We start from the raw sequence: 25,875 nt of genomic DNA, 5'->3' as shown, positions 1-25,875 counted from the left end.
ATACTATGCTCAAATTCCGCTTCAACGAAACTCCTGACTTCGATTTCAATACCGCAACCAAGAAACCTATCCCGGTTAAATGTATCCAGATCCAAGAAGCTTTTCAGGTGGAATCCCTTGAAGGTACTGTAACAGGTAAGGCTGGCGACTGGCTTATGATTGGTATTGATGGCGAAAAGTACATTTGTGATGACGCTATTTTTAAAAGAACTTACGATTTGCAGGAATAAAACATTCAGAATAAATCTTACTAAATAACTAAAGTCATGGCCGGAAAAAGAATTTTCATCAGTTATTCCAGACGCGATACAGAATATGTATCATCCTTGGTAGATGCCTTAAGAAAACAGGGGTTTGAAGTGTGGTTCGATAAAAACATTCGCACCGGAACAGATTGGGATGACACCATAGAATCAGAACTCAAAAAGGCGGATGCGGTGGTATTGATCCTTTCGCAAACTTCCGTGGCTTCAGAGAATGTAAAAGATGAAATTTCATACGCCATTGGTCTAGACAAGCACGTAAACCCTATAAAAATAGAGGAATGTGAGGTGCCGATGCGGCTGGCGCGTAAGCAATTTGTAGATTTTACCACAATGGGCCACGAGGCTGGTTTTGAACGCTTAGTAAATGATTTGAAACTAACTTTAAAATTAGCAGAAGAAAATAAATCGGTTCCAAAAGGAACTTTTAAGCCCCCGGTGGCGACTACCAATGTAAATTCAATTCCACAAAAAAAATCTAAGAAGATAACTCCTTATATCATTGGAGGTATCGTTTCATTGGTATTGTTTATTTTTATATTGATACAATGCGTAGATGACGAAGCTCCAGCTGTGGACGCTAACGAGACTAATGATATCTCTCAAACAGACGAAGCAAGCCTGAATCCCGACTGGGAAGATGCACTAGATGCCAATTCGATTGAAGGATATATCAAGTATATGCGAAATTATGGAAGGGATGAAAATTACGCACAAGTTTTGGATTCCTTGGATTTACTAATGCCAAATGAAGGAATGGTTTTATTTTGGGATGCTAGTGGTAAACGGTATTTTACAAAAACATTATATCTTGATTTAGAAGGTAAACTTACCTTTGGTGAAGACAATCTGGAAATGCCGAGAGCCGGTGATTTGCTTTCAGCTATAAGTTCCCAAAATATATTTAGTGTTCTGGACCGTCAAATACTTCACGGTGAAACTATAATTAGTGGCCAGAAAGTTTTGGTAACGGGAGTCACTAATTATGCAGATAACTCTGTTTGGATTACGGTGCGTTATGCAGATCAATAGGAAGTAAGGATATTGCTAATATATTAATGGTGGTGGACGCTTTGATTATTTCTATTTTACATAATATAAATTATAGAACAATTAAAATATGCGGATAGTACTTTTTCTGCGCTATTTTACATAGTTCCAGATATAATGCGTTTAGGCCTATCAAGCATATTTACACCATCACTTCTCCCACTAGTTATAAATCATACCTGAGTGGTTAGCTAACGTATGCCGTTAAACGGGACCCAATCAAAACTTCCAAAGTTTATTGGCTAAAAACTCATCACTACTTTCAGTTTGTACTTCTATCCAAATAGGTAAATGATCGCTCATCTGATTTCGTTTCCAGTATTTATTAAAATAGTCCTTGAATTTTGAATCACTGGTCAGTGTATCTGGGTTTTCTTTTTGTTCACGCATTAGGTTGTGATAGTTTTCTATTTCTTCGGGGGTGTTAATATATACGTAATCAAATAAATTGAAAACTCCGCCTTTCTCTTTTCCATTGGCGTCCAGACTCAGTTTAAAGTAATCGTTTACGTTTAAAAAAACCCGATCATAAATTTGATTTAAACTGGTATTGGTGAATTTGCCTTGAAGGCCGTTACTTTCTTCAAAATCAGTATCGGTTATAAGTTTTACAATATCATTGTCCTCTTTATAAAGATTGGTATCTCCCACAATAACCACATTTCTATCTTCGAAGGCCGCAGAATGTATTTTTCTTTTAAGTATCTCCATTAACAAACGTACTTCCTCTTTCCGAATAGCTTTGTTGGTGGATCCTTGTCCAGGATGCAAATGGACACTTACAACGGAGAATTTTCGCCAGCCACTTTCAAATCCTGTAAATATAGGCGTGCGTTTTAGCTGACTGATAATTGGGTTTTCTTCTATTAATTCGGGAGAGATTACAATTTCTCCAGATAATCCAGATTGTGTTATACGCCGACAGTCATAAATAAAACCAAAACGTTCATCATTTCCAGAATTACCTTCGGTGACATCGCTAAACGTGTGTTTCCAATTACTTCCCAATAATTTAAGCACTTTTTTAAAATCGCTTAAATCCCTATTAATTTCTTGTAAGGCAACGATGTCAAAGGAATTGATTATTTCGGCTATATAATATAAGGATTCGGCGGTTCTATTTTTTAAAGTACCAAAATTCTTGATATTCCAAGAACATAGTAAAAGGTTGGTATCTACTGTTTTTCGAGGTATTTTCTCAATAATTCCTTCTCGTAATCTCAAGAGGTTTGCTAAGGTGCGCTTTTTATCGGCATCAGTTAACATCCGGTTGTAGTTGTTTTCCTTATCTAACATGATTAAGGAATACTTGTCGTTTGTTAACTCGCTGTCTGGTCTTAAATCATTATACCACATATCTTTTTTATTATTTGTTAATCTAAACAGATGGATATATACCAAGGAATGATATATAAAATGCTATTCTAATTCTTAAAGCGGAGATGTTAACCACTAATTGATAAGTGATTACGTAAATATATGAAATATAGTTCAATTAAATTAATTGCAGACAGATTCCCGCTTCGTTACTACTTCCGCCGACACCACTCAGAACAAGCACCGCTTAAAACTATCTCTATCTTGATTAAAATTTTGAAGTGCAATGAAACAGATTGGTTCAGTCGTGCCTCCGTTTCAAAGACATAAATCCCTGTTAAAAAAAGAGAATGAACATTCATTTTCATATACCTTTGTGCCATAATTAGAAAGAATATGGCCAAACTTCAGAAAAGTATTGATAAGCGCAATGCCTTAATAAAGGCGACTATTGAATTGGTAAACAACAATGGTTTCCACGCGGCGCCAATGAGTAAGATTGCCAAAATGGCTCAGGTCTCCCCTGCCACTATTTATCTGTATTTCGAAAATAAGCAAGACTTAGTTAACAAGGCCTATATTAAAGTTAAGGCGGAATATACTAAATATGCTTTCGCCACTTATAATGAAGAATTATCGGTTGAAAAAGGTTTTGAATGTATCTGGAAACGGATTGCCGATTTTAAATTTAAAGAGTCTGAAAACGCCATGTTTTTAGCGCAATGTGATAATACCCCAATGATTGACGAACCTAGTAGACAAGAAGGAATAAAACACTTACAGCCCCTACTCGACCTGTGGGAACGCGGGAAAAAAGAAGAAATTCTAAAACCCGTGTCAAACTATGTATTGTATGCCTACACCATAAGTCCGTTGTCGTTTTTAATGATGGCGGATAAAAGCGAAGGCTTTCAATTGGATGAAAAGCATTTAGAGGTTGCTTATCAGGCGGCTTGGGATGGGATTCGAATGAATAATGTTTAATGAGTAATGAATAATAAAGTAATGAGTGCGCTTGCCAGATTTAACCAAAATGGACGCTAAGAAAAAGCACAAAGGCCACAAAGAGGGTTGGAAAAAAAAAGACTTAAGACCGTCCCGATAACTATCGGGACTATAGGACGTAAGACCTGCCTGCCAGCAGGCAGGCATAAGACTAAATTGGAATAATTTATAAATAGACATTTGAAATAAATAAAAGTGCCAAAATAAACTAGTATGAACCAAAAGCCAAAGGTTTTTAAAACAGACTGAAAGTCTGTTCCATTCGTGAAATAGATAGTCATTGTTTACGTCATATTTCGGTAACAATTGAATTCGTGAGTATTCGTGATATTCGTGGCAAAACTTTCAGAAACAAGTGGCAAATTTTTAGGAACAATAAAAAGATAATTATGATAAAGACAATAGTATTAAAAAGCAGACCCGAAGGAAAACCTTCTATTTCAGATTTTGAATTTTTGGAAGATGATGCTGAGTTGAGCATTAAGGATGGTGAGTTACTTTTAGAAACTACTTATGTTTCTGTAGATCCTTATTTAAGAGGACGGATGAGTGATGCAAAGTCATACACTCCCCCATTTCAGCTTAACAAACCAATCCATTCCGGCGTAATTGCCAAAGTTTTGGAATCTAAAAATAAGAAGTTTGAAGCCGGGGATTATGTTTCGGGTATGTTGGATTGGAAAACAAAACAAATTTCCACTGGCGAAGGGCTTCTAAAAGTTGATGCTTCCAAAGCACCATTATCCGCTTATTTAGGGATTCTGGGAATGACTGGATTAACAGCCTATACCGGATTAACACAGATAGGAAAACCTAAAGCCGGGGAAACTCTAGTTGTTTCAGGTGCAGCCGGAGCCGTTGGCTCTGTGGTTGGTCAGATAGGAAAGATTCTCGGTCTTAGAGTTATCGGGATTGCTGGGTCCGATGAAAAGGTGGAACTACTAAAAACCAAATTCGGTTTTGATGCGGGAATCAATTATAACACTACCGAGAATATGACAGCCGCCATAGCGGAAGCCGCACCAAATGGCGTGGATATCTATTATGACAATGTGGGCGGCCCAATTTCTGATGCCGTATTTTTCAATATCAACCAATTTGCGAGGCTCGTTATCTGTGGCTCTATTTCAGTTTATAACAATACAGAAATACCAAAAAGCATCAGCGTACAACCCTTCCTTATAAAAAACAGTGCTTTAATGCAAGGCTTTATTGTTTCCAATTATGAAGTTATATTCCCTGAAGCAATGAAACACTTATCAACTTGGTTGGCTGAAGATAAATTGACCTACACCGAAACTATAGTCCAAGGTTTTGACAATATCCCGAATGCTTTTATGGATTTGTTTGAAGGGAAGAACAAGGGGAAAATGGTGGTGAAAATGTGAGGAACGAACGACGAACGACGAGCGACGAGCGACGAGCGACGAGCGACGAGTGGTGAAATTTGAAAAGTAGAAAGTTAAAATTAAAAGGCGTGAAACTTGAAACCTTCTAAATTCAATTGAATCTGCAACCTGGAACTTGAAACTTGGAACTTGGAACTTGAAACCTAGAGGAACCTGAAACAATAAACCTACCTAGCCTTCGAGGCGGGAAATAAAGAACTTAATTTAAGTAAATATAAAAATGAATAATTTTGAATTTAAAAATCCTACCAAAATAATTTTTGGAAAGGACAGTATCGAAAAACTAGCAAACGAGATTCCTGAAAATGCTAAGATCCTCCTACTCTATGGAGGTGGGAGTATCAAAAAGAACGGAATTTACGACCAAGTAAAAATGGCTTTGAGCAATGCCCAAGTTATCGAGTTTGGTGGTATTCCTGCCAATCCTGAATATTCGGTGTTGATGGAGGCTTTAGAAGTTATTAAAACGGAAAGCATTACCTTTTTGCTAGCCGTTGGTGGTGGATCGGTGATTGATGGTACCAAATTTTTATCGGCTGCAGCATTGTATGGAGGCGTATCTCCTTGGAATATTTTAACCGATAATATTAAAACTGAAAAAGGTCTGCCTTTTGGAACAGTGCTCACCCTTCCTGCTACGGCTTCGGAAATGAATTCGGGAGCGGTAATTACTCGCGCCGAAACCAAAGAAAAACTTGCAATGGGCGGCCCAGGATTATTTCCACAGTTTTCTATATTGGATCCGCAAGTAATTGCCTCTATTCCAGAACGTCAGTTAGCAAATGGGTTGACCGATGCTTTTACACACGTTTTAGAACAATATATGACCTATCCAGTGGGCGGTTTATTACAAGACCGATTCGCGGAAAGCATTTTACAGACCTTAATTGAAGTAGCACCAAAAGTGATCAAAGATCCTACGGACTATGAAGCGGCTTCCAATTTTATGTGGAGTTGTACTATGGCTCTTAATGGCCTGATCCAACAAGGAGTTCCAGGAGATTGGGCGATCCATATGATGGGTCATGAGCTTACTGCTCTATTCGGCATTGATCACGCACGTACCTTAGCTATTATGACCCCAAGCCATTATAAATACAATTTCGAAGACAAGAAAGAGAAATTGGCGCAATACGCAGAACGGGTTTGGAATATAACCGAAGGTAGCACAGACGATAAAGCCTATGTCGCTATTGAAAAAACGGAGACCTTTTTCCACGAATTAGGCATCGATACCAAGTTATCCAATTACACCAAGGATTACGAAGGTACAGCCGAAACCATAAAACAACGCTTTACCGATCGTGGTTGGTTAGGAATTGGAGAACACAAATCCTTATCGCCAGAGAAGGTTGAGAAGATTGTAAAGATGGCTTATTAATGAAATCAGTAAAATCACTGGCCTTGGTATTAACCCTTATTACAGCATTTGGTTGTAATCAGGGTGCTAAGGAAGGCTCTTCTGAAAAAGCTTCAGAAGAAAAATCAACATTAGAAAAAGAGAAAGACATGAACGTATTATTTGTATTGACATCTCACGATAAACTAGGAGATACAGGAAAAAAGACAGGCTTTTGGATAGAGGAATTTGCAAGCCCATATTACAGCCTATTAGATCAAGGCGTTAAAATCACCGTTGCAACTCCAAAAGGTGGCGCAGCACCCATAGACCCAAGTAGCGACGGTCCTGATGCAGCAACTGAAGACACCGAACGCTTTAATAAAGATACCGAAGCACAACATATAATTGCAAACACCAAAGTATTGGCAGATATGAATCCAGACGATTTTGACGCTGTTTTTTATCCAGGTGGACACGGTCCTTTATGGGATTTGGTAAACGATGCCAATTCAATCGCGCTGATCGAAAAATTTAATACCCAAGAAAAACCCATTGCCTTTGTCTGTCACGCCCCAGCGATATTAAGAGACGTTAAAAACAAAGAAGGTAAAAGTTTGGTAAAAGGTAAAAAAGTAACAGGTTTCTCAAATTCTGAAGAAGAAGCTGTAGGCCTAACAGAAGTTGTGCCTTTACTACTGGAAGACATGCTTAAGGAACACGGAGCTGTTTATTCTAGCGGAGACGATTGGGCGCCTTATGTTATCCAAGATGAAAACTTAATAACGGGTCAGAACCCTGCTTCCTCGAAGTTGGTGGCAGAAAAACTGTATGAGAATTTAAAATAATTTTTTTAATTTTAGTAGAAGAGAGAGGTTGCCTAAATGGTGACCTTTTTTTTGTAAACTAAATTTTGATTATAAGTTATAATAAAAATTAAGTAACACGAAGGAGACGCTCGCGCTAGCGGGGAAGCATTAAGGCCAAACAAATTCAAAATTCAATGTCTTTAAAAGAAAGATTCAACTTAGCAAACCTTTCACCCTCCTCTCTTAAAAATAAAAAAATCACTATCTTTAATTAAACAAAAGACTGGAAATTAGTTAAATATAAAATGTATTGACAATGAAAAAAGCTACAAATTTTTTGATTCGGGAATATACCACTGCTCACGATATCGGCTTGCTTATTTTGAGATTGGTTTTTGCCTTTGTGTTGCTCTATGGACACGGGTATGGAAAAATGAATGTTATTCTCAGTGGACAGGAAATTCAATTTATGGATCCTATCGGCATTGGGATGGAGGTCTCTTTTTATTTAGCCGCCTTTGCGGAAGGAATTTGTGCCATCCTATTGATTCTTGGTCTTTTCTCTAGAATCGCAAGTTTGATCCTAACCATAAACTTTGTAGTGATTTTTATTTTCCACGCTTATATTCTCGGCGATACCTTTGAGATTCTGGAACTGCGCTATCTCTATTTCTTTGCTTTTCTAGCTCTTACTTTTACGGGGCCCGGAAAATTCTCTTTGGATTATATGTTTTTCTCCCATACAGAGAATAAAGAACGAATTACATAAATTATACAAGCCTTCCATCGATTAATAAATGAAGTAGAAAGCAGTTTACCATTTTCTATTTTAGGTCATTTTATATCGGCTGCCACAACTCAATTTTATTACCTTCCGCATCCAGAATATGCACAAATTTTCCATAATCATAGGTTTCGATGCTGTCAAGTACATTAACTCCGTTATTTCTTAGTTTTTCTACAAGTTCCTCAATATTTTGGACTTGATAATTAATCATAAACCCCTTTTTTGATGGAGAGAAATAGTCATCGTCTTTTTTAAATGCTTTCCATTGTAGGGAATTTATTTTCTCGGGATTATCTATATCGCGAGAGTCAAAACTCGACGAGCCCCAATCATTGATCTCGATTCCTAAATTTTCAGTGTACCATTTTTGGGTTTCCTCCGGATTGTCGGAATAAAAGAAGATCCCTCCTACTCCGGTTACCTTTGGCATAGGTTCCACTTCAGGTGCTGGCTTTTCTGTGTTATTTTTATTGTCGGACATATTGGTAATTTTTTCAGATTTCGAGTTGCAACCTATCAGTAAAATTACAAATGAAAATGTACTTATTATCCGATTCATAGTAGGAATTTTAATATGATTCTAATATTTTTTGTTGACCGAAGACCTATGTTTTTACATTAAAACCTGCAAATAAAATAGAGGTTGTTAAAGATTTATATTTCTAGATATCAAGCACATATAACTAGTTATCCTCATAAAGATAGTACTTTATTAAAAGAAAAGTGATAATTAAAAAAGGGTTATTATATTAAAATTTTGGTAACTATAAACCGAGAATATTTTGACGCTATGCCATAAATATTCTCATTTCGTAGGTGCTCTTAAAAGTTCTTTTGGTAAGATTTTGGTCCTTGAGAACCATTGGCAAGACACTGCGATATCAGCTTTAAAGCTTTACAGCATTCTTAGAATATATTCTACAAATTATTTGAGGAAATACTATTTTTCCTATTAATAATTTATATGTTTGCCAAAATTTAAGATAAAATAATATTTTATCTTTTTAATAAGATATCGTTCACCTCCGCGAGAGCCTCCCCGCTCCAGAGTATTTTCAGAATTGATTAAAATTCAAACTAAAAATTTTAACCAATTCTATCTATTTCAATCCAATCAATTATTAACCGAAATTTTTATTAGTATGAAAATACCTTTACTTTACGTTACTTTATTTTTTATTATTATTCAGGCTAGTGCCCAACAATATCAGCAAGAGGATTACTTCATTACCACGTGGAAAACAGATAATCCGGGCGTTTCCAGCACGAGTTCCATAACAATTCCAACTTTTTCAGAAGATATTTACAACTACGACGTAAGCTGGAAAAACGATGGAGTCTGGGAAACTGGTTTCACAGGCGATGCTAGCCACGACTACGGTATGGAGGGCACTTATACTGTTGCCATACGGGGTGATTTTCCACATCTCTTTTTTTACGACTATAATGACTCCAAGGACAATAAAAAAATATTATCAATAGAGCAATGGGGAAACAATCCGTGGAGCTCGATGAGGAGTACCTTTTATAACTGTTCTAATATTTTCGATAACTCCACTGACTTTCCTGATCTTTCACAGGTTACTGATATGTGGGGAATGTTTAATGGAGCTTCTTCTTTTAATGGAGAAATTGAAAACTGGGATGTAAGTGACGTTACTGATATGTCTTACATGTTTCGAGGTGCTTCCATCTTTAACCGTGATATCAGCAATTGGGATGTAAGCAATGTTGTCTATATGCCGTATATGTTTTATGAAGCTTCCTTATTTAATCAGGAAATAGGAGCTTGGAATGTGGGTAATGTTTTATTTACAAACGGTATGTTTCACAAAGCTTTTGCCTTTAATGGTGATATTGGAAATTGGGACGTTAGCAAGGTGATACATATGGGTGCAATGTTTGATAACGCAATTTCATTTAATCAGGATATTGGAAATTGGGATGTGAGTAATGTAATATATTTGGGTGGTATGTTCGGTGGTGCAACATCCTTTAACAAGAGTATTGGAAATTGGGATGTTAGCAACGTGAATAATATGAGTGGAATGTTTTCTAATGCCAGCGCATTTAATCAGAATATAGAGAATTGGAATGTTAGTAACGTAACCAATATGGCAGCCATGTTCGGGGGTACTTCTGCTTTTGACCAAGACATAGGAAATTGGGAGGTAGCCAATGTTATTAATATGTCCGCAATGTTCAATAATGCCACTGCATTCAATCAGAACCTTAATGATTGGAATGTAAGTAATGTAACCGAAATGCATTCTATGTTCGAGGGAGCTAGCGCATTTAATCAAGCCATCGGTAATTGGGACGTGAGCAACGTAACGGACATGCAAATGATGTTTATGAATGCTTCCTTATTCAATCAAGATATTGGGAATTGGAATGTTGAGAACGTGACCAATATGGGGTATTTGTTTTATAACGCATCCGCATTCAATCAGAACATAGGGAATTGGAACCTAGGAAACCTGACCAGCATGGATCGTATGTTTTATAATGCGTCTTCCTTCAATCAAGACATTGGTAATTGGGACGTTAGTAATGTAACACATATGATTTATACGTTCGCTGAAGCCTCGGCGTTCAACCAGGATATTGGTAATTGGGATGTTAGCAATGTGTCCAATATGAGGGAGATGTTTAGGGATGCCACGGCATTCAACCAGAATATTGGAGATTGGGAAGTAGTAAATGTAACCGATATGATAGGAATGTTCCAAAATGTTAGCCTTTCAACAGTTAATTATGACGTCTTGTTAAATGGTTGGAGCAACTTGACCCTAAAAAACAACGTGACTTTTAATGTTGGGAATAGCAAATACTGTAGTGGCGAAATTGCCAAGAATAATATAATAACCACATTTGGTTGGAGCATTACGGATGGAGGACCAAGTCTAAGCATTTTTGCTATCTGTAAGAATATTACTGTCGGTCTAGATACAACCGGGAGTGTTACCATTACGGGAAATGATGTTGATGGTGGGTCAGATATTGGGTGTAATGGTGCAACCACACTAACTGTAACCCCTAGCACATTTAATTGTAGCAATATTGGAGACAACACCGTCACCTTGACCATTAAAGATTTGAACGGAAATGAGAGTACCTGCACTGCAGTTGTAACAATAGTGGATAATCTTGCTCCAGAAATTTCGTGTCCCTCCAATCAAATAGTGAATCCAGAAATTGGAGACGAATTTTATATTCTGCCAGATTATTTTGCAACGGGAGAAGCAAACGCCACGGATAACTGTACCGATCCTATTACGTTTACAAGTCAGGTTCCAGCTTCTGGGTCAGAGCTCTCAGACGGAGTACATACAATTACCATTATTGCAGAGGATGAATATGGCAATATATCAAACTGTGATTTTGAATTAACAGTAGATGTTGACCTTGGGAGCAACAATTCTCTCAACTATGGTACGATAACCCTATATCCAATTCCTGGTCGGGATATCCTGAACATTTATAATCCTCAGAATATTGAATTAGAAAGGTTGGAAATATACGAACTCACCGGAAGGTTGATCAAAAAAGTGGACCTTAGAGGAATTACTACGGGAACTATCATTGATGTATCCAAGCTTTCCAGTGCCACATATATGGTACTGATAAGCGGTGAAGGTGGTCGTAAAACAGAACTATTGATAAAGGAATAAGTTAGACTTTTTGTTTAATAGTAAATGGCCTGTAAAACATTTTTTTTACAGGCTTTTTTTTGCGCGTAACATTTGGGGGGCACAACGGAGTTGCTCTAGATTTTGTGCACATTTCTCCGAGGATGCTTCGAGAAATGATCGAGAATCCCTCGTAAAATAAGGAAAATGCGAAGGTGTCCAAGCAATCTCTAACTAAACTCGAATGAGATCCGAACCAGATTGGGAACCAACTGCTGGCAGTGTATTGTTATATGTTAACATACCACCACTTGGCCAAGACCTGACTTACACCTGACTTAGACTTGAAGTAAACCTGAAGTTGACCTGAAGTAAACCGACAATTGCATATTTACAAATTAAAATAAATCAATCTCTTTCGATTAAACTTTTCCTATTTAATGATCTTTTTCACTTCGGTTCCAATAGCCGTTGTAATTTTAAGCAAGTACAAGCCTTTTGGAAATGATGTAAAATCGATTTCTGAAGTATTTGAATATGAAGCTATCAATTTTCCGTTTAAAGTATATAATTGAGCACCTTCAACAGCCTCTACAGATTTTATCGTTAAAACATCCTTTACTGGATTCGGGAAAATACTTAGACCTGATATTTTAGGATCGTTTACCGATAAAGGCTCTAATGTAAATTGGATGTTATCTAAACGCAAAGCAGCGCTCTCGGAAACTATTGGCGTAACATTTCCAAAACCAAAATAATATACTCCCGTCTCAGTGGCTGTAAATTGGGCAGTATATTCAGCATATTCACCACCTACAACGGTTTGACTATCTAATTCTAGAAAATTAGCATCCCTGTTAGGTTCGGTTGCCGCAGCTATTTTTAATGTTGCAGGGTCAGCAATTTCTGAGCCCAGTTTTGCGTAATAGGTAATATTTACTGTTTCTGCTGCATTCATTTTGATTGGGTAGGAATGAATCCAATCATTTTTATCAAATGAGGTGCTCGTATTATTAAAAACATATCCATCGCCGTTTTGAGCCTCTGCCCCACTTCCATTAATCCAAGTATTTGAAGACCATCCATCAGAATCGTATTCGCCATAATTTTCTTCGGTAAATTCAAAATCATAAGAGTACGGCGGAATAGCTGCAGTCCAAATTGAAGTTGGAGTGGCCCATCCTGAACCACAATCTGCGTTTTTTAAGAAAAATTGATAGCGGGTTGCTGGCTGTAAATTATCATAACTTTTAAATAGATTCCCTTGGGTTCCTGAAGAAGATACCGAACCTTCAAACGTGGCTAAGCCAGTATCGTACAAAGCTATTTCTGAAGTTGCAGACCAACTTACGGTAAAGCTATTTTCAGTAAGATCGCTACTGGAAACATTAGAAACATCGGGCAACTGGCAATCTGCAGACTCACTTATATATAAATCATCCAATGCGAGGAATAAACCATTGTCCGTAACATTTACAAAAGCCAAGTAGATTGTTTGACCTCTATAATCTGATAAATCCAAACTTCTTGAATTATAATCAAAAGGCTGCTCCTCTATTACAGAAAGCAATGTCACGGTAAAACTGGAAATATCATTATCGGTAGTAGAAACACGGATATCATAATCTTCAAAATTTTCAAAGTCGTAGGACTTTGCTTTCCAATACAAGGTAGGTTCACCAGTATTAGGAATAACAATTGCTGGAGTTATTAACCAATCATCAGACTGACCAGAAGGATCGTACCAAGAAGTGCTAAAGGCAATTTTATTGTCATACCCGTCGTAAAATTGAATCCAAGCTTCATCATTAAATTCTTGAACGGGCGCATAACTGGGTACTGTTAAACCATCGTTGTTAATGGTTGAATATTCGGATAATGAGGTTCCATTATTATTCTCAAATCCTGAATTAAATATTTGAGAATTTGCATTGTATATAAATGCAAGTACGAAAAATAAGGTAATTGTCTTTTTCATAATCTTTTCTTTTTTAGGATTGATATTTACAGCTGTAAAAATACCTAATTCCGTTAATTAAGATTAATAATGAATATTGTTTAACTGTTTTTTTTATGATCAAGCCCCGCTGCTGCGCTCCCGAGATTTGGGGAGGATCGCGTTCCTTTCCTACTAAGCCATAATAGTGGAATACTACAATATCGTCCAATAATCCCTTTTCATCTGCATAATCTGAGGCACTGCTATAAACATAATCTTGAGCTCTATAAACCCACAAAACTATTTTTTTCACTCCCTATTTCTATTTAAAAATGTTGAATAATGCATAAGCAATACTACTCATCGCATCGGTCATAATATTGAAATCCAGGGTTTCAATGATATCTGTAGCTGTATGATAATTAGGGTTTCCTTGTCCTTCTGTGCCAATAATCATTACTGCAGGAATATTGAATTGCCAATAATTGCGATGATCTGAAGGGCCGTTATTTGGGTAATTATCGGCAAAAGATAAACGTATCTACCAACTACCATCTATAAACAATAACCTACAAACTCTTCCAAAGAAACTCCAAAGACGAACTCCCAAAACCAAAAGAGAGATTCCCGGGAGAAATACCAAGAATGGAATTAGCGAAGGTGCAAAAGGATTCTTCAAAGAAAAACACGACCAAGAATAAACTGCTAAACAGCGTAGAACCTTCCTTTGACACCTTCCACCAGATACCCAGAAACGGGGACTCGGCTAAAAGCAAACTTCTAATTTTAGGAACTCCACAGTGATATAAAAAAGGGACATTAAAACGCCTATACTTGGGACTGATTCCACACTTGTTCGAGTGTTGTTCGGATAACACCCCCTTTTTCCGAACAACACTCGAACAAGACTCGAACAAGACTCGAACAAAGCCTTTAAAAAAAGCGCAAATGTCGAGTTGCAACTTGGGTCTGAATAATTGCAGATATAATCGTTAATTCATAAAAAAAATGATTATAAATTTTCCAATCTGTCTATTTTAACAGAATATAATCAATAAATCAAGTGTTTTTTCGAAGTATCCCTAGAGGCGAACTCCTTAAAACCTCCCGAATGTTACTTAGGCCAATCCCCAAAACCAAAAGAGAGATTCCAGGTAGAAAAACCAAGAATGGAATTAGCGAAGGTGTAAAAGGTTCTTTAAATACAAATACTGCCAAGAGGAGACTGCTAACAAGTGCCAAAAGGATTCCCAAGAGGCTGCCCAAAATTCCTAGAAATAGATATTCAAGGGCGGTGATGGTTAGGATCTGTTTGTTTTTTGCGCCCAAGGTTCGCAGGAGCACACTTTCTTTTATTCGTTGGTATTTACTGGTGCGGACAGAGCCAATTAAAACAATAATTCCTGTGAGGATGCTGAAAAAAGCCATAAAATTGATAATCCAAGATACCTTGTTTAGGATGTCTTCTACCACTGTAAACATCTGCCGTAAATCTATAACCGACACATTGGGGAATTTGGTTACCAAGTCTCGTTGCAACTTAGCCGAGCTGGCTTCCGTTGGAGCATTGGTGGTTAGCACATTAAATTGTGGCGCATTTTCCAAGACTCCGCTGGGGAAAAGGATGGTAAAATTAGGTTGCAGGTTTGCCCAATCTACCTTTCGGATACTTTTGACGAGCGTTGGCATGAGGACGCCTTGCACATTAAAAACAATAGGATCGCCTACGCTAACATCGGCATCTTTTGCGAGATTTTCAGAAATGGAGATCTGGATGGTGTCGCCTTTCTTTTGTACTGGCACCCACTCCCCTGCTATAATTTCTTCGGAATCGATAAGATTGCTACGGTAGGTAGTTCTAAATTCGTGACTTAAAACCCAACCTTTTATTTGGGAAGTAGTATCCGTTCGCAATTTGTTTAACGATTCATTTTTTAAGCTGTGAACCCGCATAGTAACCAGCGGAATATTATCCAATACGGGTAAGTCATTCGCTTTAAAAGTATTTTCCACCTCAGCCACTTGGTCGGGTTGTACGTCTATGGTTATCAGGTTTGCATTTTCGGAGGTTTCTCCAATTTCAGCTTTATCCAGTAAAATATCCTTTGTAAAGTATAGCGTACTTATTAAAAATGTACCTAAACCAATCGCGATCAACAGTACTACGGTTTGATTGTTGGGGCGAAATAAATTTAGCAAACTCTGTCTGGTAGTAAAACCTGCGCCCTTGGGAAAGTAGGTTCTAACTAATCTCATGGTGCCGATTGCAATCCCTGAAAGAATTCCGAAGGTTGCCATAATTCCCACGATAAAGGCTAGGGCAAATAACCAATCGCGAAGCAACCAATAGGAAAAGGCGTATAAAAACAAGACAATCACGGAAATGGCTACATAGCTTGCCTTTCTTGACTGTTTTGAGGTTTCCCCATTGACCCGAAGCACTTCCAATGGCGAAACGTACCAAGTGCGCAATAGCGGAAGTAAGGCGAATAAAACCGACATTACTAGACCTAAGAGAACGCCCATTATTATGGGTTGCGCGCTAATGCTAATGGTTAAATCAAATGGCAGAAATTCTTTTAATACTATAGGAAAAAGTTCTTGCAGCCCTACTCCTATTGCAGTTCCAATAATTCCGCCTAAGATTCCGATTCCTGCAATTTGGATCAGGAAAATCAAAAAACTTTGCTTTCTGGAGGCGCCCAGACATTTTAAGACGGCAATCGCCTTTATTTTTTCTTTGATGTAGATGTTTACCGAGCTGGCAATCCCTACACAACCTAACAAGAGCGCAATAAATGCGGTTAGGTTTAGGAAGGAGCCTACATTGTCATACCTGCGGCCTAATCTGCTGCTAGTACTAATATGAGTGTCTAAATCTGCATTTTCAACTTCGAGCATTGGTTGCACACGTTCTTCCAGTAAAACCAGGTTGGTATTGGGTTGATTAAAGAAATACTCATATCGCTTTCGGCTTCCAAATTGTAATAATTCTGTGGATTCTATAAACCTATAAGGGATAATGACCAGGGGAGCTACAGAAGTTGCAACCGCTGTATTGCCAGGAATAGCGTTTAATGCACCGGCGATGGGTAAGCTTATTTCGCCAATTTTTATTGAGTCGCCAGGATGAAGATTGTATTGCAACATTAAAGTGGCATCTACCAAAGCGCCACCTAAAGTTTGATAGAAAGTAGCAGCTGTAACAGGTTCTGTTTCAAGCTTGCCGTAAAATGGAAAATCCCATTGCAAGCCACGAACACGGACCAATTTAGTACCGTCGTTTTTCGGAAAAGCAACCATGGAAACAAAACTTACTTCGGAGGCATCGGGTTTTAAGGAATCAATAATTGCTTGAGCACGTTCCGATGGAAGCTCGTTGATATCAATACGAAAATCGGCCCCCATCAAGGATTTTGATTGGCGCTGGATATTATCAGTAAGATTCTGGCTAAACAACTGTATGGAAACCACCGCCGCAATGCCCAAGATAATAGACGCCATAAAAAGTAGCAGCCGTGCCCTACTCGCTTTGGCATCGCGCCAAGCCATTTTAAAAAGCCAAGTGGGATTGAAATTCGATTTTAACGGAGATTGGTTCAAATTACTGCTGTTGTTTCATTCGTTAAAATCTTACCGCCTTTCAGTCTTAAAATTTGCTGGGTTCTTGCGGCTAGATCCAAATCGTGGGTAATAATCACTAGTGTAGTTCCTGCTTCTTCATTCAGGTTAAAAAGTAACTGAATTACTTTTTCGCCGGTTTCTTCGTCTAGATTTCCCGTAGGTTCATCTGCGAATAAAATAGAGGGACTATTTGAAAAAGCTCTTGCCACTGCTACGCGCTGCTGCTCCCCACCCGATAATTGGGATGGATAATGGTGAATGCGGTCTTCCAAACCCACTTTTTGCAATAACTCTTTCGCTCTGGTGGCGGCGTGTTTCGCCCCCTGCAACTCTAATGGCACGCTTACATTTTCAAGAGCGGTTAAGGTGGGCAGCAATTGAAAATCCTGAAAGATAAACCCTACTTCTTCATTTCGAAGTTGCGCGCGTTCGTCTTCGTTGAGGGTGTTTAAAATATGACCACATAATTCTACTGTGCCAGCATTCGGGGTGTCCAAGCCTGCTGCTAATCCCAGCAAGGTTGTTTTTCCACTACCCGAAGGACCAACTATTGAGAATGTTTGACCTTTTTCAACTTCAAAGGAAACATCGTGAAGGACTGTTAATTGCTTGGAGCCACTTTTATAAGTCTTTTCTAGCCCGTTAATCTTTAATATCTTTGTCATTTAAGTATTGTTAGTGGCTTTAACGCGTTATACAAGTTTTCACGCAGAGAACGCTGAGTTAAGCGCAGAGAGTCGCAGAGGGTGAATTATTGAATACCGAAACAACTAATCCTCTGCGTCTCTCAGCGCTTTTATCTCTGCGCCCTCTGCGTGAAACAACGTTCTAATTCAATCTGATTAATTACAAATTACTTTAATAATCCACAGTCTATATGCCGAACTCCAAAATTACGCAAAGCCTTTTAAATAGTACAGTTTCCAACTATCGAAACCTCTTAAAGTTTTGTTATTTCCTACTCCTTTTTGTGATGATTTCCTGTGGGAATAACACAAAATCAAAGGCTACCGTAGAAACCAATGAAAATGCCTCTACCGAAACAGAAACTACAGAAAAGTCTAAAAACAAAACCATCCTATTTTTTGGCGATAGCATTACAGCTGGGTATGGGTTGGATGATACCAATGACGCTTTTCCGGGTATTATTCAGACTAAAATTGATTCCCTCGGTCTAAACTATGTAGTTGTAAATTCTGGGCTGAGCGGGGAAACTTCCGCGGGCGGGAAAAGTAGAATCGATTGGATTTTAAATCAAGATATTGATATTTTCATTTTAGAACTTGGTGCCAACGACGGTCTGCGCGGTTTGCCTATTTCTGAAACCAAAGCTAATCTGCAAGCGATTATCAACGCCGTGAAAGCCAAAAGCCCCGCTACAAAAATTTTGTTAGCGGGAATGCAATTGCCTCCCAATATGGGGCAGGATTATACCATCCAATTTAAGGAGGTTTTCTCTGATTTGGCTTCAGAAAACAAGATTGGCTTTATTCCTTTTATTTTAAAAGATGTTGGTGGGATTAAGGAATTAAATCAGAGTGACGGGATTCATCCTACGGCTGCAGGGCATAAGATTGTGGCTGAGAATGTTTGGGAGGTGCTTTCTAAAGTTATTAATGCGGAATCTTAAACCACAGGGTGAAATCGAAAATGAAAATGAAATTGAAAAGCGGAAGTTAGCGAACAGAATAAAGAGAAAAGAACAAAGAGGAGATGCGAGAAATGAAATTTTAATGCGGAAAGACGCAAGATGAAAACAATAGTATTCGCTCTATAACACACAAGGGAGTACATCTTGTGGAACACTCCTGCTTCAGCGGTTCGTTTTTACCGTATAGACACTAATAACGAAGGATTTAAGAATTTTGGATCAGTCATAGAATAAAATAATGATTTAACTTTTTCGACTTTAATATTAAAGACGTAAATTTCTCATAAACTCCTAACTCATAACTCATAACTCATAATTGAGAATTATTTAGGTTTCACCAATTGTTCTGCAGGATATTCAGTTTCCATTTCTTTCATTGTTTTCGCTGCCCAATTTTGTATCAATAATTTTTGATCGGCGCTCAATACTGCGTCGCGATGCAAAAATGTGTAAGAAGTTAGAGGCATTTCGTCTTCTTTTACTTCTTTCCCTATTTCCTTAAATTTTTTATATTGTCGCCATATCGGATAATTCAGAAAGGTAGAAAAATTTAATTCATCCTTACCTTCCAATATATGATCTTCAAGAATCCACGCTATGGGTTGAACATTGGAATACCACGGATAATGAGAGGTATTACTATGGCAGTCGTAACAGGAAACTTTTAGCAATTTATCCACTTCTTCTGGAACCTGATACTTATTTGTAATTTGATGTTCTGCAATCTCTTGACCTGAATTTTTTAAAGGTCTTATAAATTGAATTGCAATAAAGGCAATAATTACAATTACTAGAATTACTATTAGAACTCGTTTCATATTATTAATTTTTAAAAGGTTAGACATTCGTAAATATTCTTTTCCATACTGGTAATTGATAGAATCCTATTCTTTGCTGCAAGTAGAGCTACTATCAAACAATTGCGACGTTCGGTATATTGATTACCCAATTAATCATCTAAAAAACTTAATATTTACTTATTAATCTTATGTTACAATAAAAATACGATAGTAATTTGGGAAATAATATGATATAAATCAGTTTTTTGCTTGTGGTTTTTGATAATATATTTTAAATGGATTCTATGGATAGTTTTGGTTAGGTGAATAAGAAGCAGTACTTTCCAAAGACAAAAGTAGAAAATGGAAGAGGAAGAAAGAATAAAGAGGAAAGATGAAAGACGAAAGTGGAAAGTGGAAAGATAAAAATCTAAACGCTGATTTAATGAGGTTTTATAATTTATAGGATATGATTTACAGATTGATATTATTCTTGATACTGAATTTTGCTTCCATTGGCCTTGGAAGTTTATTGGCTGGAAAAGGGCCTCGGTCTGAGTGGTACGCTGGGATTGCTAAGGCGCCTTGGACTCCACCGGGATGGGCATTTGGGGTTTCGTGGACGCTTATAATGATTTGTTTTAGTATTTATCTGGCGTACTTATGGCCTTCGGTTGAGAATAGAACACTGCTTATTGGCGTGTTGATTCTTCACTACATTTTAAATCTTGCCTGGAATCCGATTTTCTTCTATTACCATCAGGTTTTGGCGGGCTTGTTTGTAATAGCTGGTCTTACACTGGTTATTGGATTCTTTCTCTTCTTTTATTGGAAAGAAATGGAATTTAAATCCTTGTTGGTAGCTCCTTACTTTATTTGGTTGCTGATCGCTACATCTTTGAATGGGTATGTTTTTCTGAAGAATTGAAAAATAGAATATATTGGATTAAGGATTTTACGGAAAATCACATTTTTGCGATATTTGAATTAGAAAAAACCTTTATTGAATCCTGCTTTTAATTGCATAAAAAAACTGATATTCTAACACCGCATTGTCCAAAATCTATATTTCAATTATCTTGATTTTTTATTCTTTTTTTCTTGTGCCTTCATTTCCTGAAACAATTCTTTAAACAAACCGCGAGCGATCAATACTTTCATTATCTCATTGGTGCCGGCATAAATTCTGGCTACTCTGTTATCGGCATACATACGCGCAATTGGGTAATCCCAGATATAACCATAACCTCCAAATAGCTGTAAGCATTCATCAACTACTTTACTGTGCATTTCGGTTGCTGAATACTTCGCCATGGAAGCACTTTCAGCAGTTAGCTTATGAGCTGATAATAATAGGGTACAGCGATCTAAAAAAGCTTGATGAAGTTGTAATTGAGTGGCACATTCAGCTAGTTTAAATTGTGTATTTTGAAATCCGGCAATGGGTTGTTTAAAAGCAGTTCTTGTTGATGTATATTCAACTGTGTTTTCTATGGCTCCTTCCGCACCACCTATAGCATTAAGTCCTACAGTTAAACGCTCTCTGGCCAATTCTGTCATCATAATTTTAAAACCCATTCCTTCTTCTCCCAATAAATTTTCTTTGGGCACTTTTACATCGGCAAAAAACAATTCACAGGTATCTTGGGCTTTCATTCCTATTTTCTTAAAAGGAACTCCCTTATCAAAACCTTCGAAATCGCTTTCCATGATCAATAAAGACACGCCTTCTTTTTCCGTGCCTACATTGGTTTTCACCGCTACAATGGACATATCACACATATACCCATTGGTTATAAAGGTTTTTTGTCCATTTACCAAATAATAATCCCCTTTGTCTACGGCATTTGTAGTAATGGCCTGAAGATCGCTACCGCAGTTTGGCTCGGTCATCCCAATGGATGTAATTAATTGCCCGGCAGCCATTTTAGGGAGATATTCCTGCTTTTGGGCTTCGGTGCCATATTTTAAGAGATAGGGTGCAACTATATCTGTGTGTAATGAAAACCCTGGACCACTGACACCTCTTTTCCCCATTTCTTCAATAAACAACGCGTTAAAGCTGAAATCCAAACCACTGCCGCCATATTGTTCTGGCATATCAATGCACAGCAAACCTAATTCTCCGGCGCGTTCCCATATTTCTCTGCTAACCATCCCATTTTTCTCCCATTCATCGGTATGATCAATAATTTCATTATTGATAAAATCCTGAATCATTTCACGCATCATCATATGTTCTTCTGATGCATATATTTCTCGAGTTAATAGGACGTTTTGGAGCATAGGAATTGAGTTTTTGAATTCTTCTTATAAATATACTGATTCTTCCAACTCTTAAATATGGAAGTTGCGAATATCTTAGGTTGGAATTTTCACTTCACTTCTATCGTCGCTTAGCCAAAGAATATAATATTTTAAAAAAAGCTTTAGGAAAGAAAATTTTTTAAAGAAACATTTCGAAAATATAACTATTGAATAAACTGCTGAACAAAACTTATACCTTACTATATTCTGTTTGAATTTTAGTGGGCTGTAAAAATTACTGAGGAATTTTAGATATACTATATCTAAAAAAATTTATATAATTATTCATCCAAAGTACTTATCTTTAAGGACGTTATCGTTCTCTACTTAAAAACATCTATTACAATAAACTCTAAGACAGAATCAAATGAAAACATTAATCAAAATCATAAGATCGTCTATAGTGCTTCTTATTGCCCTTAGTTTCAGTATGGGTTTTTCTCAGATTGATCGTAATAAATTTAAAACTAAAAAATATAATAATGGAGATGTTAATAAAACTGAAAAAGTTATTGCTAAAAAGGGACAACAAGACAGCACTAAACTTATGGTGCTTTTAATTGGGAACGCTTCTTATCAAGGTTTTAATGCATTAAACACACCAATTAAGGATATAAATTTAATTGGCAAAAATTTATCTAATCTAGGTTTTAATGTAACTAAAGTTGAGAATGCTACAAAAATAGAAATGCAATCAGCGATACGTCGTTTTATTCTAACTAGTAAAGAAGCGAAAATTTCATTTTTTTATTACGCAGGTCATACAGTTCAAATCAATGGAAAAAACTACCTGGTTCCTATTGATGCAAAACTTGAGGATGAGAATGCAATAGCACTAGAAACTTTAAATTTAGATTTCTATTTAGAAAATGTAGATACAACCAAACAAAACCTTATTTCTATTGATGGTTGCTATGCTAATAATTTTCCTTTTAAAACTAGAGAAGAAAACGATGAACCATGTTTTATGAATCCAACAGATATGCCGGAACATACTTTTATTTCCTTTCGGTCGGCTAAAAGGTTAATTGGATTAGGTACTGATGAAAAAAATAGCTTGTTTGCCGATACTTTTTCAGAAAGATTACAACCTTATTCTTCCGTAAAAAATACTTACCTAGGTACAAAAATAGCGATGAAAGAAATATCAGGCGGAAAAGCAGATATTACTGTTTTTGGTGATTTAACAGAAGGTCTTACATGGGTTGGTAAAGTTGAACCAAATTTAAATATCGTGAAGCGATTAAACTTTCCTTGGCCACCTCCTACACCTTCACGAATGGTGGATCAAGATGTTTTTGCAACTGCATTTGAGAATTGTGAAACCCTTCAAGATGTAAATAACCTGCTGGTTTCTGCATTACGAAAGCATGGTTATTCAGAAATACGCTATTATGGTATTAGTAAGGATGGACTAAATCATGGGTATGCAATTGCCACCCAACTAGAACAAATTAATGTAGATGCAACATCAAAAAAACATCCCTATCGCTGGAAAGAGGAACTTTTGAAAGATACTGAAGCGGATACTGAAAATTTCTTTATAAGAATTTTAAAATCAGTATTCATGCCAAACGAAGGTTATTTTAGGGTCTTTGTTTTCTCTGTTACAGACATTGGCTTGGATCAAGATTTTGAAGCTAAAGTAAGTAGGCAGGAAGCCTTATCTTGGGTTGCAGGTCCTTCAAACCCACTACCCCCGGAAATTAAGATTAAAGATGCGAGTAATTACCAGGTAAGAGCATTTATTTATGAATACAAATTATCGCAAAACACCATCAGCGCTGAACTTGAGCTTCCAAGTTCTAATACAGGTATTAAGCATATTGAACAATCAAAATTAGGACAAGAACTAATTAAAGACTAATGGCTAAAGTTAAAACAGCAAGAGAAAGCCTATTGAACCTGATATTAATTGGATTTGCAATTTCATTTCTTTTTCTAGTAATACAAACAGCTACAGGATTCTTAGGCGATTTTAAGGTTTATGTTTGGCTATGGTTTTTAATCCTTTATTTACCACCTATTTTATTATTATTTCTAACAAAAAATAAAAGTTTTGAAACAAACATACGAGGACTTAAAATTTTATCGGCTTTATTTGTTAGTGCTATCGTAGGCGTAATTATATTGGATGCATTGATAGGATTAGAAGATATTCAGGTTATAAAGACATCTACCTATTTCTTAATTCCATTAGAAATTCTTTTAGTTTATTTAATTTGGTATAAAAAGGGCGATCTACCTCCACTTCCCCCCTGCGTTTTTATATCCTATAATCATAATGACGTCGATGTTGCCTTAAAAATAAAAGAAGCTATAGAAGCGGCCAAAATTGATGTAATTATTGACACGGAGAATATGGAAGCTGGTACAGACATAAAGACCTTTATACAGACGTCGCTAAAGGTTGCTACAGTAACGGTCTCTTTGATATCTAATTCAAGTTTGGAATCTGCTTGGGTAGGTATGGAAACTGTAGACACCTTATTCCTTCAGGCTTATCTAGATCACAAAAAGTTTATTGCGTGTTATCTAGATAATGATTTTTTTCAGAATGATTATACTATAAAAAAGGTAACTAAAATTGAAATAAAAATTAAAGAACTTGAACTCTTAATACTTCAATCTCACCAAAAAGATATAAATACAAGAGATTTGGATAGTAAACTAATACGTACGCGAAACCTGAAAAATAATATGGACGGCATTATTGCAAGGCTGCAAAACAGTCTTTGTATAGATGTAGGTCCCAACGAATTTAATTCAAGTATGAAAAAACTCCTTAAAGCCATACAAACGGAGCAATAAAAAATCAACCACGAAGTAATTTAAATTGGAAAAAACTAAAAAATCACCGCTCCCCATTTGCCAATTAGGCATCATTAATAACTACAATAATTTTCGAAGTTGATTATCCTCCCCCGCTTGTGCGCTCCCGAAACTTCGGTAGCATCGCGTTCATATCCGACTCAACCATAATAGCGGAAGACTACAATATCGTTTCTTTAGATTAGTAATCCCTATGAAATATTCTTATTAATCTAACATTTCAGCTAGAAAAATTTAACTCTTTAATATGCCTTATAAAATTTACTCGCTTCAATATAAAAATTATTAAATACGACGATCTTATATTACTTAAATATACTTGAATTATGATTAATGGCTAATCGATTGCATGTTTGATTTAAAGCTTTTCGCTTGTGTTTAGCACATATCAATAGAAAATGAACCTCCATCCGTTTAAATGGACTTTAGATAGTATATTTGTTCAATTATTACCTTAGCTCAAAAATCCAATTTTAATAGTTCCTATGCCTTTTAAAAAACTTCATCCCGAAATACAAGAGAAACTAGCCCAATTTGAAATAACAACCCCTACTGCATTTCAAACCAAGAGTATTCCGGTTATAAAAAGTGGCGCCAATGTGTATTGCATCGGCCCAAAAGATAGCGGAAAAACTACTACGCTTATCCTAACCACATTGCAGAAATTAAAATACAGAGCCATTGGCAACGCTCCAAGAGCGGTAGTTCTTGTAGAAAATAAGGAAATAGCCATGGAGTTATACGATACTTTTCTAGCATATACCAAAAACAATTCCTTGCGAGTGTATGTAGGTTATGAAGAGCTTCATAATGATGTGCAAAAATCTGAAATCGCTATGGGAGTTGACATTCTTATCTCCACACCAAAATCAATGAACAAGTTGTTTTTAACAAATGGAGTAAGTGTAGCCGATTTAAAGATCTTTAGTATTGATGATTCAGAATTTCTAACTCAAAAATCTTCCTATGCGGCCATTATGTCTATTACTCAAAGTATTCCGAAATGCCAGTATGTGTTGTATTCTGAAAAAATGCACCCCATGTTAAAACGGTTTGAGTCGCATTTTATGGAGTATTCTAAGGTGGTGAAGAGTTGAGACAGGTGACAGTTATGAGTTATGAGTGAATTTAA

22 protein-coding genes are annotated in these 25,875 nt (G+C 36.8%); 13 read left to right on the top strand and 9 right to left on the bottom strand.

Annotation, left to right across the window (positions count from 1 at the left end):
- Window positions 1-5 precede the first annotated feature (5 nt).
- Window positions 6-230 carry a PGDYG domain-containing protein gene (locus G440_RS19315; RefSeq protein ID WP_034258880.1) on the top strand — a complete coding sequence of 75 codons (225 nt, stop codon included), beginning with the start codon at window positions 6-8 and terminating at the stop codon, window positions 228-230.
- 36 nt (window positions 231-266) lie between these two features.
- Window positions 267-1,295 carry a toll/interleukin-1 receptor domain-containing protein gene (locus G440_RS0102520; RefSeq protein ID WP_026449861.1) on the top strand — a complete coding sequence of 343 codons (1,029 nt, stop codon included), beginning with the start codon at window positions 267-269 and terminating at the stop codon, window positions 1,293-1,295.
- 237 nt (window positions 1,296-1,532) lie between these two features.
- On the opposite strand, the gene G440_RS0102515 is transcribed toward G440_RS0102520, so the two are convergent.
- The gene (locus G440_RS0102515) at window positions 1,533-2,669 is read right to left on the bottom strand and encodes an endonuclease/exonuclease/phosphatase family protein (protein ID WP_026449860.1); all 1,137 of its coding nucleotides are present in this window, start codon (window positions 2,667-2,669) and stop codon (window positions 1,533-1,535) included.
- A 357-nt stretch (window positions 2,670-3,026) separates the two neighbouring features.
- On the opposite strand from G440_RS0102515, the gene G440_RS0102510 reads away from it, so the two are divergent.
- The 5 genes from G440_RS0102510 to G440_RS0102490 all read left to right on the top strand — a co-directional run bounded on the left by G440_RS0102510 (window position 3,027) and on the right by G440_RS0102490 (window position 7,961).
- On the top strand, window positions 3,027-3,614 hold the full coding sequence (locus G440_RS0102510) for a TetR/AcrR family transcriptional regulator (protein ID WP_026449859.1): 588 nt from the start codon (window positions 3,027-3,029) through the stop codon (window positions 3,612-3,614).
- 410 nt (window positions 3,615-4,024) lie between these two features.
- Window positions 4,025-5,023 (top strand): NADP-dependent oxidoreductase, encoded by a 999-nt coding sequence (locus G440_RS0102505; RefSeq protein WP_026449858.1) that lies wholly within the window; start codon window positions 4,025-4,027, stop codon window positions 5,021-5,023.
- 241 nt (window positions 5,024-5,264) lie between these two features.
- Complete coding sequence (locus G440_RS0102500) at window positions 5,265-6,425, top strand: iron-containing alcohol dehydrogenase (RefSeq protein ID WP_026449857.1); 1,161 nt, start codon at window positions 5,265-5,267, stop codon at window positions 6,423-6,425.
- Window positions 6,425-7,231 carry a type 1 glutamine amidotransferase domain-containing protein gene (locus G440_RS0102495; RefSeq protein ID WP_026449856.1) on the top strand — a complete coding sequence of 269 codons (807 nt, stop codon included), beginning with the start codon at window positions 6,425-6,427 and terminating at the stop codon, window positions 7,229-7,231. Before G440_RS0102500 ends, G440_RS0102495 begins: the two co-directional genes overlap by 1 nt.
- A 277-nt stretch (window positions 7,232-7,508) precedes the next feature.
- Window positions 7,509-7,961, top strand: a complete 453-nt coding sequence (locus G440_RS0102490) for a DoxX family protein (protein ID WP_051285100.1) — start codon at window positions 7,509-7,511, stop codon at window positions 7,959-7,961.
- A gap of 70 nt (window positions 7,962-8,031) precedes the next feature.
- Here the strand turns inward: G440_RS0102490 and G440_RS0102485 are convergent, their stop codons facing one another.
- Entirely contained in the window at window positions 8,032-8,460 is a 429-nt protein-coding gene (locus G440_RS0102485) for a VOC family protein (RefSeq protein ID WP_026449854.1), read from the bottom strand.
- Between the two features lie 661 nt (window positions 8,461-9,121).
- Here G440_RS0102485 and G440_RS20530 point away from each other — a divergent pair.
- Window positions 9,122-11,653 (top strand): BspA family leucine-rich repeat surface protein, encoded by a 2,532-nt coding sequence (locus tag G440_RS20530; RefSeq protein ID WP_157417828.1) that lies wholly within the window; start codon window positions 9,122-9,124, stop codon window positions 11,651-11,653.
- Between the two features lie 391 nt (window positions 11,654-12,044).
- On the opposite strand, the gene G440_RS0102475 is transcribed toward G440_RS20530, so the two are convergent.
- The 5 genes from G440_RS0102475 to G440_RS0102455 all read right to left on the bottom strand — a co-directional run bounded on the left by G440_RS0102475 (window position 12,045) and on the right by G440_RS0102455 (window position 17,839).
- Complete coding sequence (locus G440_RS0102475) at window positions 12,045-13,589, bottom strand: T9SS-dependent choice-of-anchor J family protein (RefSeq protein ID WP_026449853.1); 1,545 nt, start codon at window positions 13,587-13,589, stop codon at window positions 12,045-12,047.
- Window positions 13,590-13,602: 13 nt separating this feature from the next.
- The gene (locus G440_RS0102470; protein ID WP_026449852.1) at window positions 13,603-13,863 is read right to left on the bottom strand and encodes a hypothetical protein; all 261 of its coding nucleotides are present in this window, start codon (window positions 13,861-13,863) and stop codon (window positions 13,603-13,605) included.
- A gap of 9 nt (window positions 13,864-13,872) precedes the next feature.
- A complete protein-coding gene (locus G440_RS21575) occupies window positions 13,873-14,007 on the bottom strand; it encodes an aminopeptidase (RefSeq protein ID WP_157417827.1) in 135 nt (44 codons plus the stop codon).
- Between the two features lie 602 nt (window positions 14,008-14,609).
- The gene (locus tag G440_RS0102460) at window positions 14,610-17,102 is read right to left on the bottom strand and encodes an ABC transporter permease (RefSeq protein WP_026449851.1); all 2,493 of its coding nucleotides are present in this window, start codon (window positions 17,100-17,102) and stop codon (window positions 14,610-14,612) included.
- A gap of 47 nt (window positions 17,103-17,149) precedes the next feature.
- Window positions 17,150-17,839: an ABC transporter ATP-binding protein gene (locus G440_RS0102455; protein WP_026449850.1), complete on the bottom strand. Its 690-nt coding sequence runs from the start codon at window positions 17,837-17,839 to the stop codon at window positions 17,150-17,152.
- A gap of 212 nt (window positions 17,840-18,051) precedes the next feature.
- On the opposite strand from G440_RS0102455, the gene G440_RS0102450 reads away from it, so the two are divergent.
- A complete protein-coding gene (locus G440_RS0102450) occupies window positions 18,052-18,804 on the top strand; it encodes an arylesterase (RefSeq protein WP_026449849.1) in 753 nt (250 codons plus the stop codon).
- 344 nt (window positions 18,805-19,148) lie between these two features.
- Here the strand turns inward: G440_RS0102450 and G440_RS0102440 are convergent, their stop codons facing one another.
- Window positions 19,149-19,643: a heme-binding domain-containing protein gene (locus tag G440_RS0102440; protein WP_026449848.1), complete on the bottom strand. Its 495-nt coding sequence runs from the start codon at window positions 19,641-19,643 to the stop codon at window positions 19,149-19,151.
- 430 nt (window positions 19,644-20,073) lie between these two features.
- On the opposite strand from G440_RS0102440, the gene G440_RS0102435 reads away from it, so the two are divergent.
- Window positions 20,074-20,532, top strand: a complete 459-nt coding sequence (locus G440_RS0102435) for a TspO/MBR family protein (protein ID WP_026449847.1) — start codon at window positions 20,074-20,076, stop codon at window positions 20,530-20,532.
- Window positions 20,533-20,678: 146 nt separating this feature from the next.
- Here G440_RS0102435 and G440_RS19305 read toward each other — a convergent pair whose 3' ends face one another.
- A complete protein-coding gene (locus G440_RS19305; RefSeq protein WP_034258877.1) occupies window positions 20,679-21,890 on the bottom strand; it encodes an acyl-CoA dehydrogenase family protein in 1,212 nt (403 codons plus the stop codon).
- Window positions 21,891-22,278: 388 nt separating this feature from the next.
- On the opposite strand from G440_RS19305, the gene G440_RS0102425 reads away from it, so the two are divergent.
- The 3 genes from G440_RS0102425 to G440_RS0102415 all read left to right on the top strand — a co-directional run bounded on the left by G440_RS0102425 (window position 22,279) and on the right by G440_RS0102415 (window position 25,840).
- A complete protein-coding gene (locus G440_RS0102425) occupies window positions 22,279-23,778 on the top strand; it encodes a caspase family protein (protein ID WP_084426550.1) in 1,500 nt (499 codons plus the stop codon).
- Window positions 23,778-24,722, top strand: a complete 945-nt coding sequence (locus G440_RS0102420; protein WP_026449845.1) for a toll/interleukin-1 receptor domain-containing protein — start codon at window positions 23,778-23,780, stop codon at window positions 24,720-24,722. Before G440_RS0102425 ends, G440_RS0102420 begins: the two co-directional genes overlap by 1 nt.
- A gap of 506 nt (window positions 24,723-25,228) precedes the next feature.
- Entirely contained in the window at window positions 25,229-25,840 is a 612-nt protein-coding gene (locus tag G440_RS0102415; protein ID WP_026449844.1) for a DEAD/DEAH box helicase, read from the top strand.
- Window positions 25,841-25,875 lie beyond the last annotated feature (35 nt).

The sequence above is a fragment of the Aequorivita capsosiphonis DSM 23843 genome (assembly GCF_000429125.1).
In the GTDB taxonomy this organism is placed as follows: domain Bacteria; phylum Bacteroidota; class Bacteroidia; order Flavobacteriales; family Flavobacteriaceae; genus Aequorivita; species Aequorivita capsosiphonis.
The sequence above is the reverse complement of the archived record's forward strand: the minus strand, read 5'-3'. Positions and strand labels throughout refer to the sequence as shown.

Coding starts and splice junctions, on each gene's coding strand:
- G440_RS19315 (WP_034258880.1), top strand. CDS start 6: ATGCTCAAATTCCGCTTCAACGAAACTCCTGACTTCGATTTCAATACC.
- G440_RS0102520 (WP_026449861.1), top strand. CDS start 267: ATGGCCGGAAAAAGAATTTTCATCAGTTATTCCAGACGCGATACAGAA.
- G440_RS0102515 (WP_026449860.1), bottom strand. CDS start 2,669: ATGTGGTATAATGATTTAAGACCAGACAGCGAGTTAACAAACGACAAG.
- G440_RS0102510 (WP_026449859.1), top strand. CDS start 3,027: ATGGCCAAACTTCAGAAAAGTATTGATAAGCGCAATGCCTTAATAAAG.
- G440_RS0102505 (WP_026449858.1), top strand. CDS start 4,025: ATGATAAAGACAATAGTATTAAAAAGCAGACCCGAAGGAAAACCTTCT.
- G440_RS0102500 (WP_026449857.1), top strand. CDS start 5,265: ATGAATAATTTTGAATTTAAAAATCCTACCAAAATAATTTTTGGAAAG.
- G440_RS0102495 (WP_026449856.1), top strand. CDS start 6,425: ATGAAATCAGTAAAATCACTGGCCTTGGTATTAACCCTTATTACAGCA.
- G440_RS0102490 (WP_051285100.1), top strand. CDS start 7,509: ATGAAAAAAGCTACAAATTTTTTGATTCGGGAATATACCACTGCTCAC.
- G440_RS0102485 (WP_026449854.1), bottom strand. CDS start 8,460: ATGTCCGACAATAAAAATAACACAGAAAAGCCAGCACCTGAAGTGGAA.
- G440_RS20530 (WP_157417828.1), top strand. CDS start 9,122: ATGAAAATACCTTTACTTTACGTTACTTTATTTTTTATTATTATTCAG.
- G440_RS0102475 (WP_026449853.1), bottom strand. CDS start 13,589: ATGAAAAAGACAATTACCTTATTTTTCGTACTTGCATTTATATACAAT.
- G440_RS21575 (WP_157417827.1), bottom strand. CDS start 14,007: ATGATTATTGGCACAGAAGGACAAGGAAACCCTAATTATCATACAGCT.
- G440_RS0102460 (WP_026449851.1), bottom strand. CDS start 17,102: ATGGCTTGGCGCGATGCCAAAGCGAGTAGGGCACGGCTGCTACTTTTT.
- G440_RS0102455 (WP_026449850.1), bottom strand. CDS start 17,839: ATGACAAAGATATTAAAGATTAACGGGCTAGAAAAGACTTATAAAAGT.
- G440_RS0102450 (WP_026449849.1), top strand. CDS start 18,052: ATGCCGAACTCCAAAATTACGCAAAGCCTTTTAAATAGTACAGTTTCC.
- G440_RS0102440 (WP_026449848.1), bottom strand. CDS start 19,643: ATGAAACGAGTTCTAATAGTAATTCTAGTAATTGTAATTATTGCCTTT.
- G440_RS0102435 (WP_026449847.1), top strand. CDS start 20,074: ATGATTTACAGATTGATATTATTCTTGATACTGAATTTTGCTTCCATT.
- G440_RS19305 (WP_034258877.1), bottom strand. CDS start 21,890: ATGCTCCAAAACGTCCTATTAACTCGAGAAATATATGCATCAGAAGAA.
- G440_RS0102425 (WP_084426550.1), top strand. CDS start 22,279: ATGAAAACATTAATCAAAATCATAAGATCGTCTATAGTGCTTCTTATT.
- G440_RS0102420 (WP_026449845.1), top strand. CDS start 23,778: ATGGCTAAAGTTAAAACAGCAAGAGAAAGCCTATTGAACCTGATATTA.
- G440_RS0102415 (WP_026449844.1), top strand. CDS start 25,229: ATGCCTTTTAAAAAACTTCATCCCGAAATACAAGAGAAACTAGCCCAA.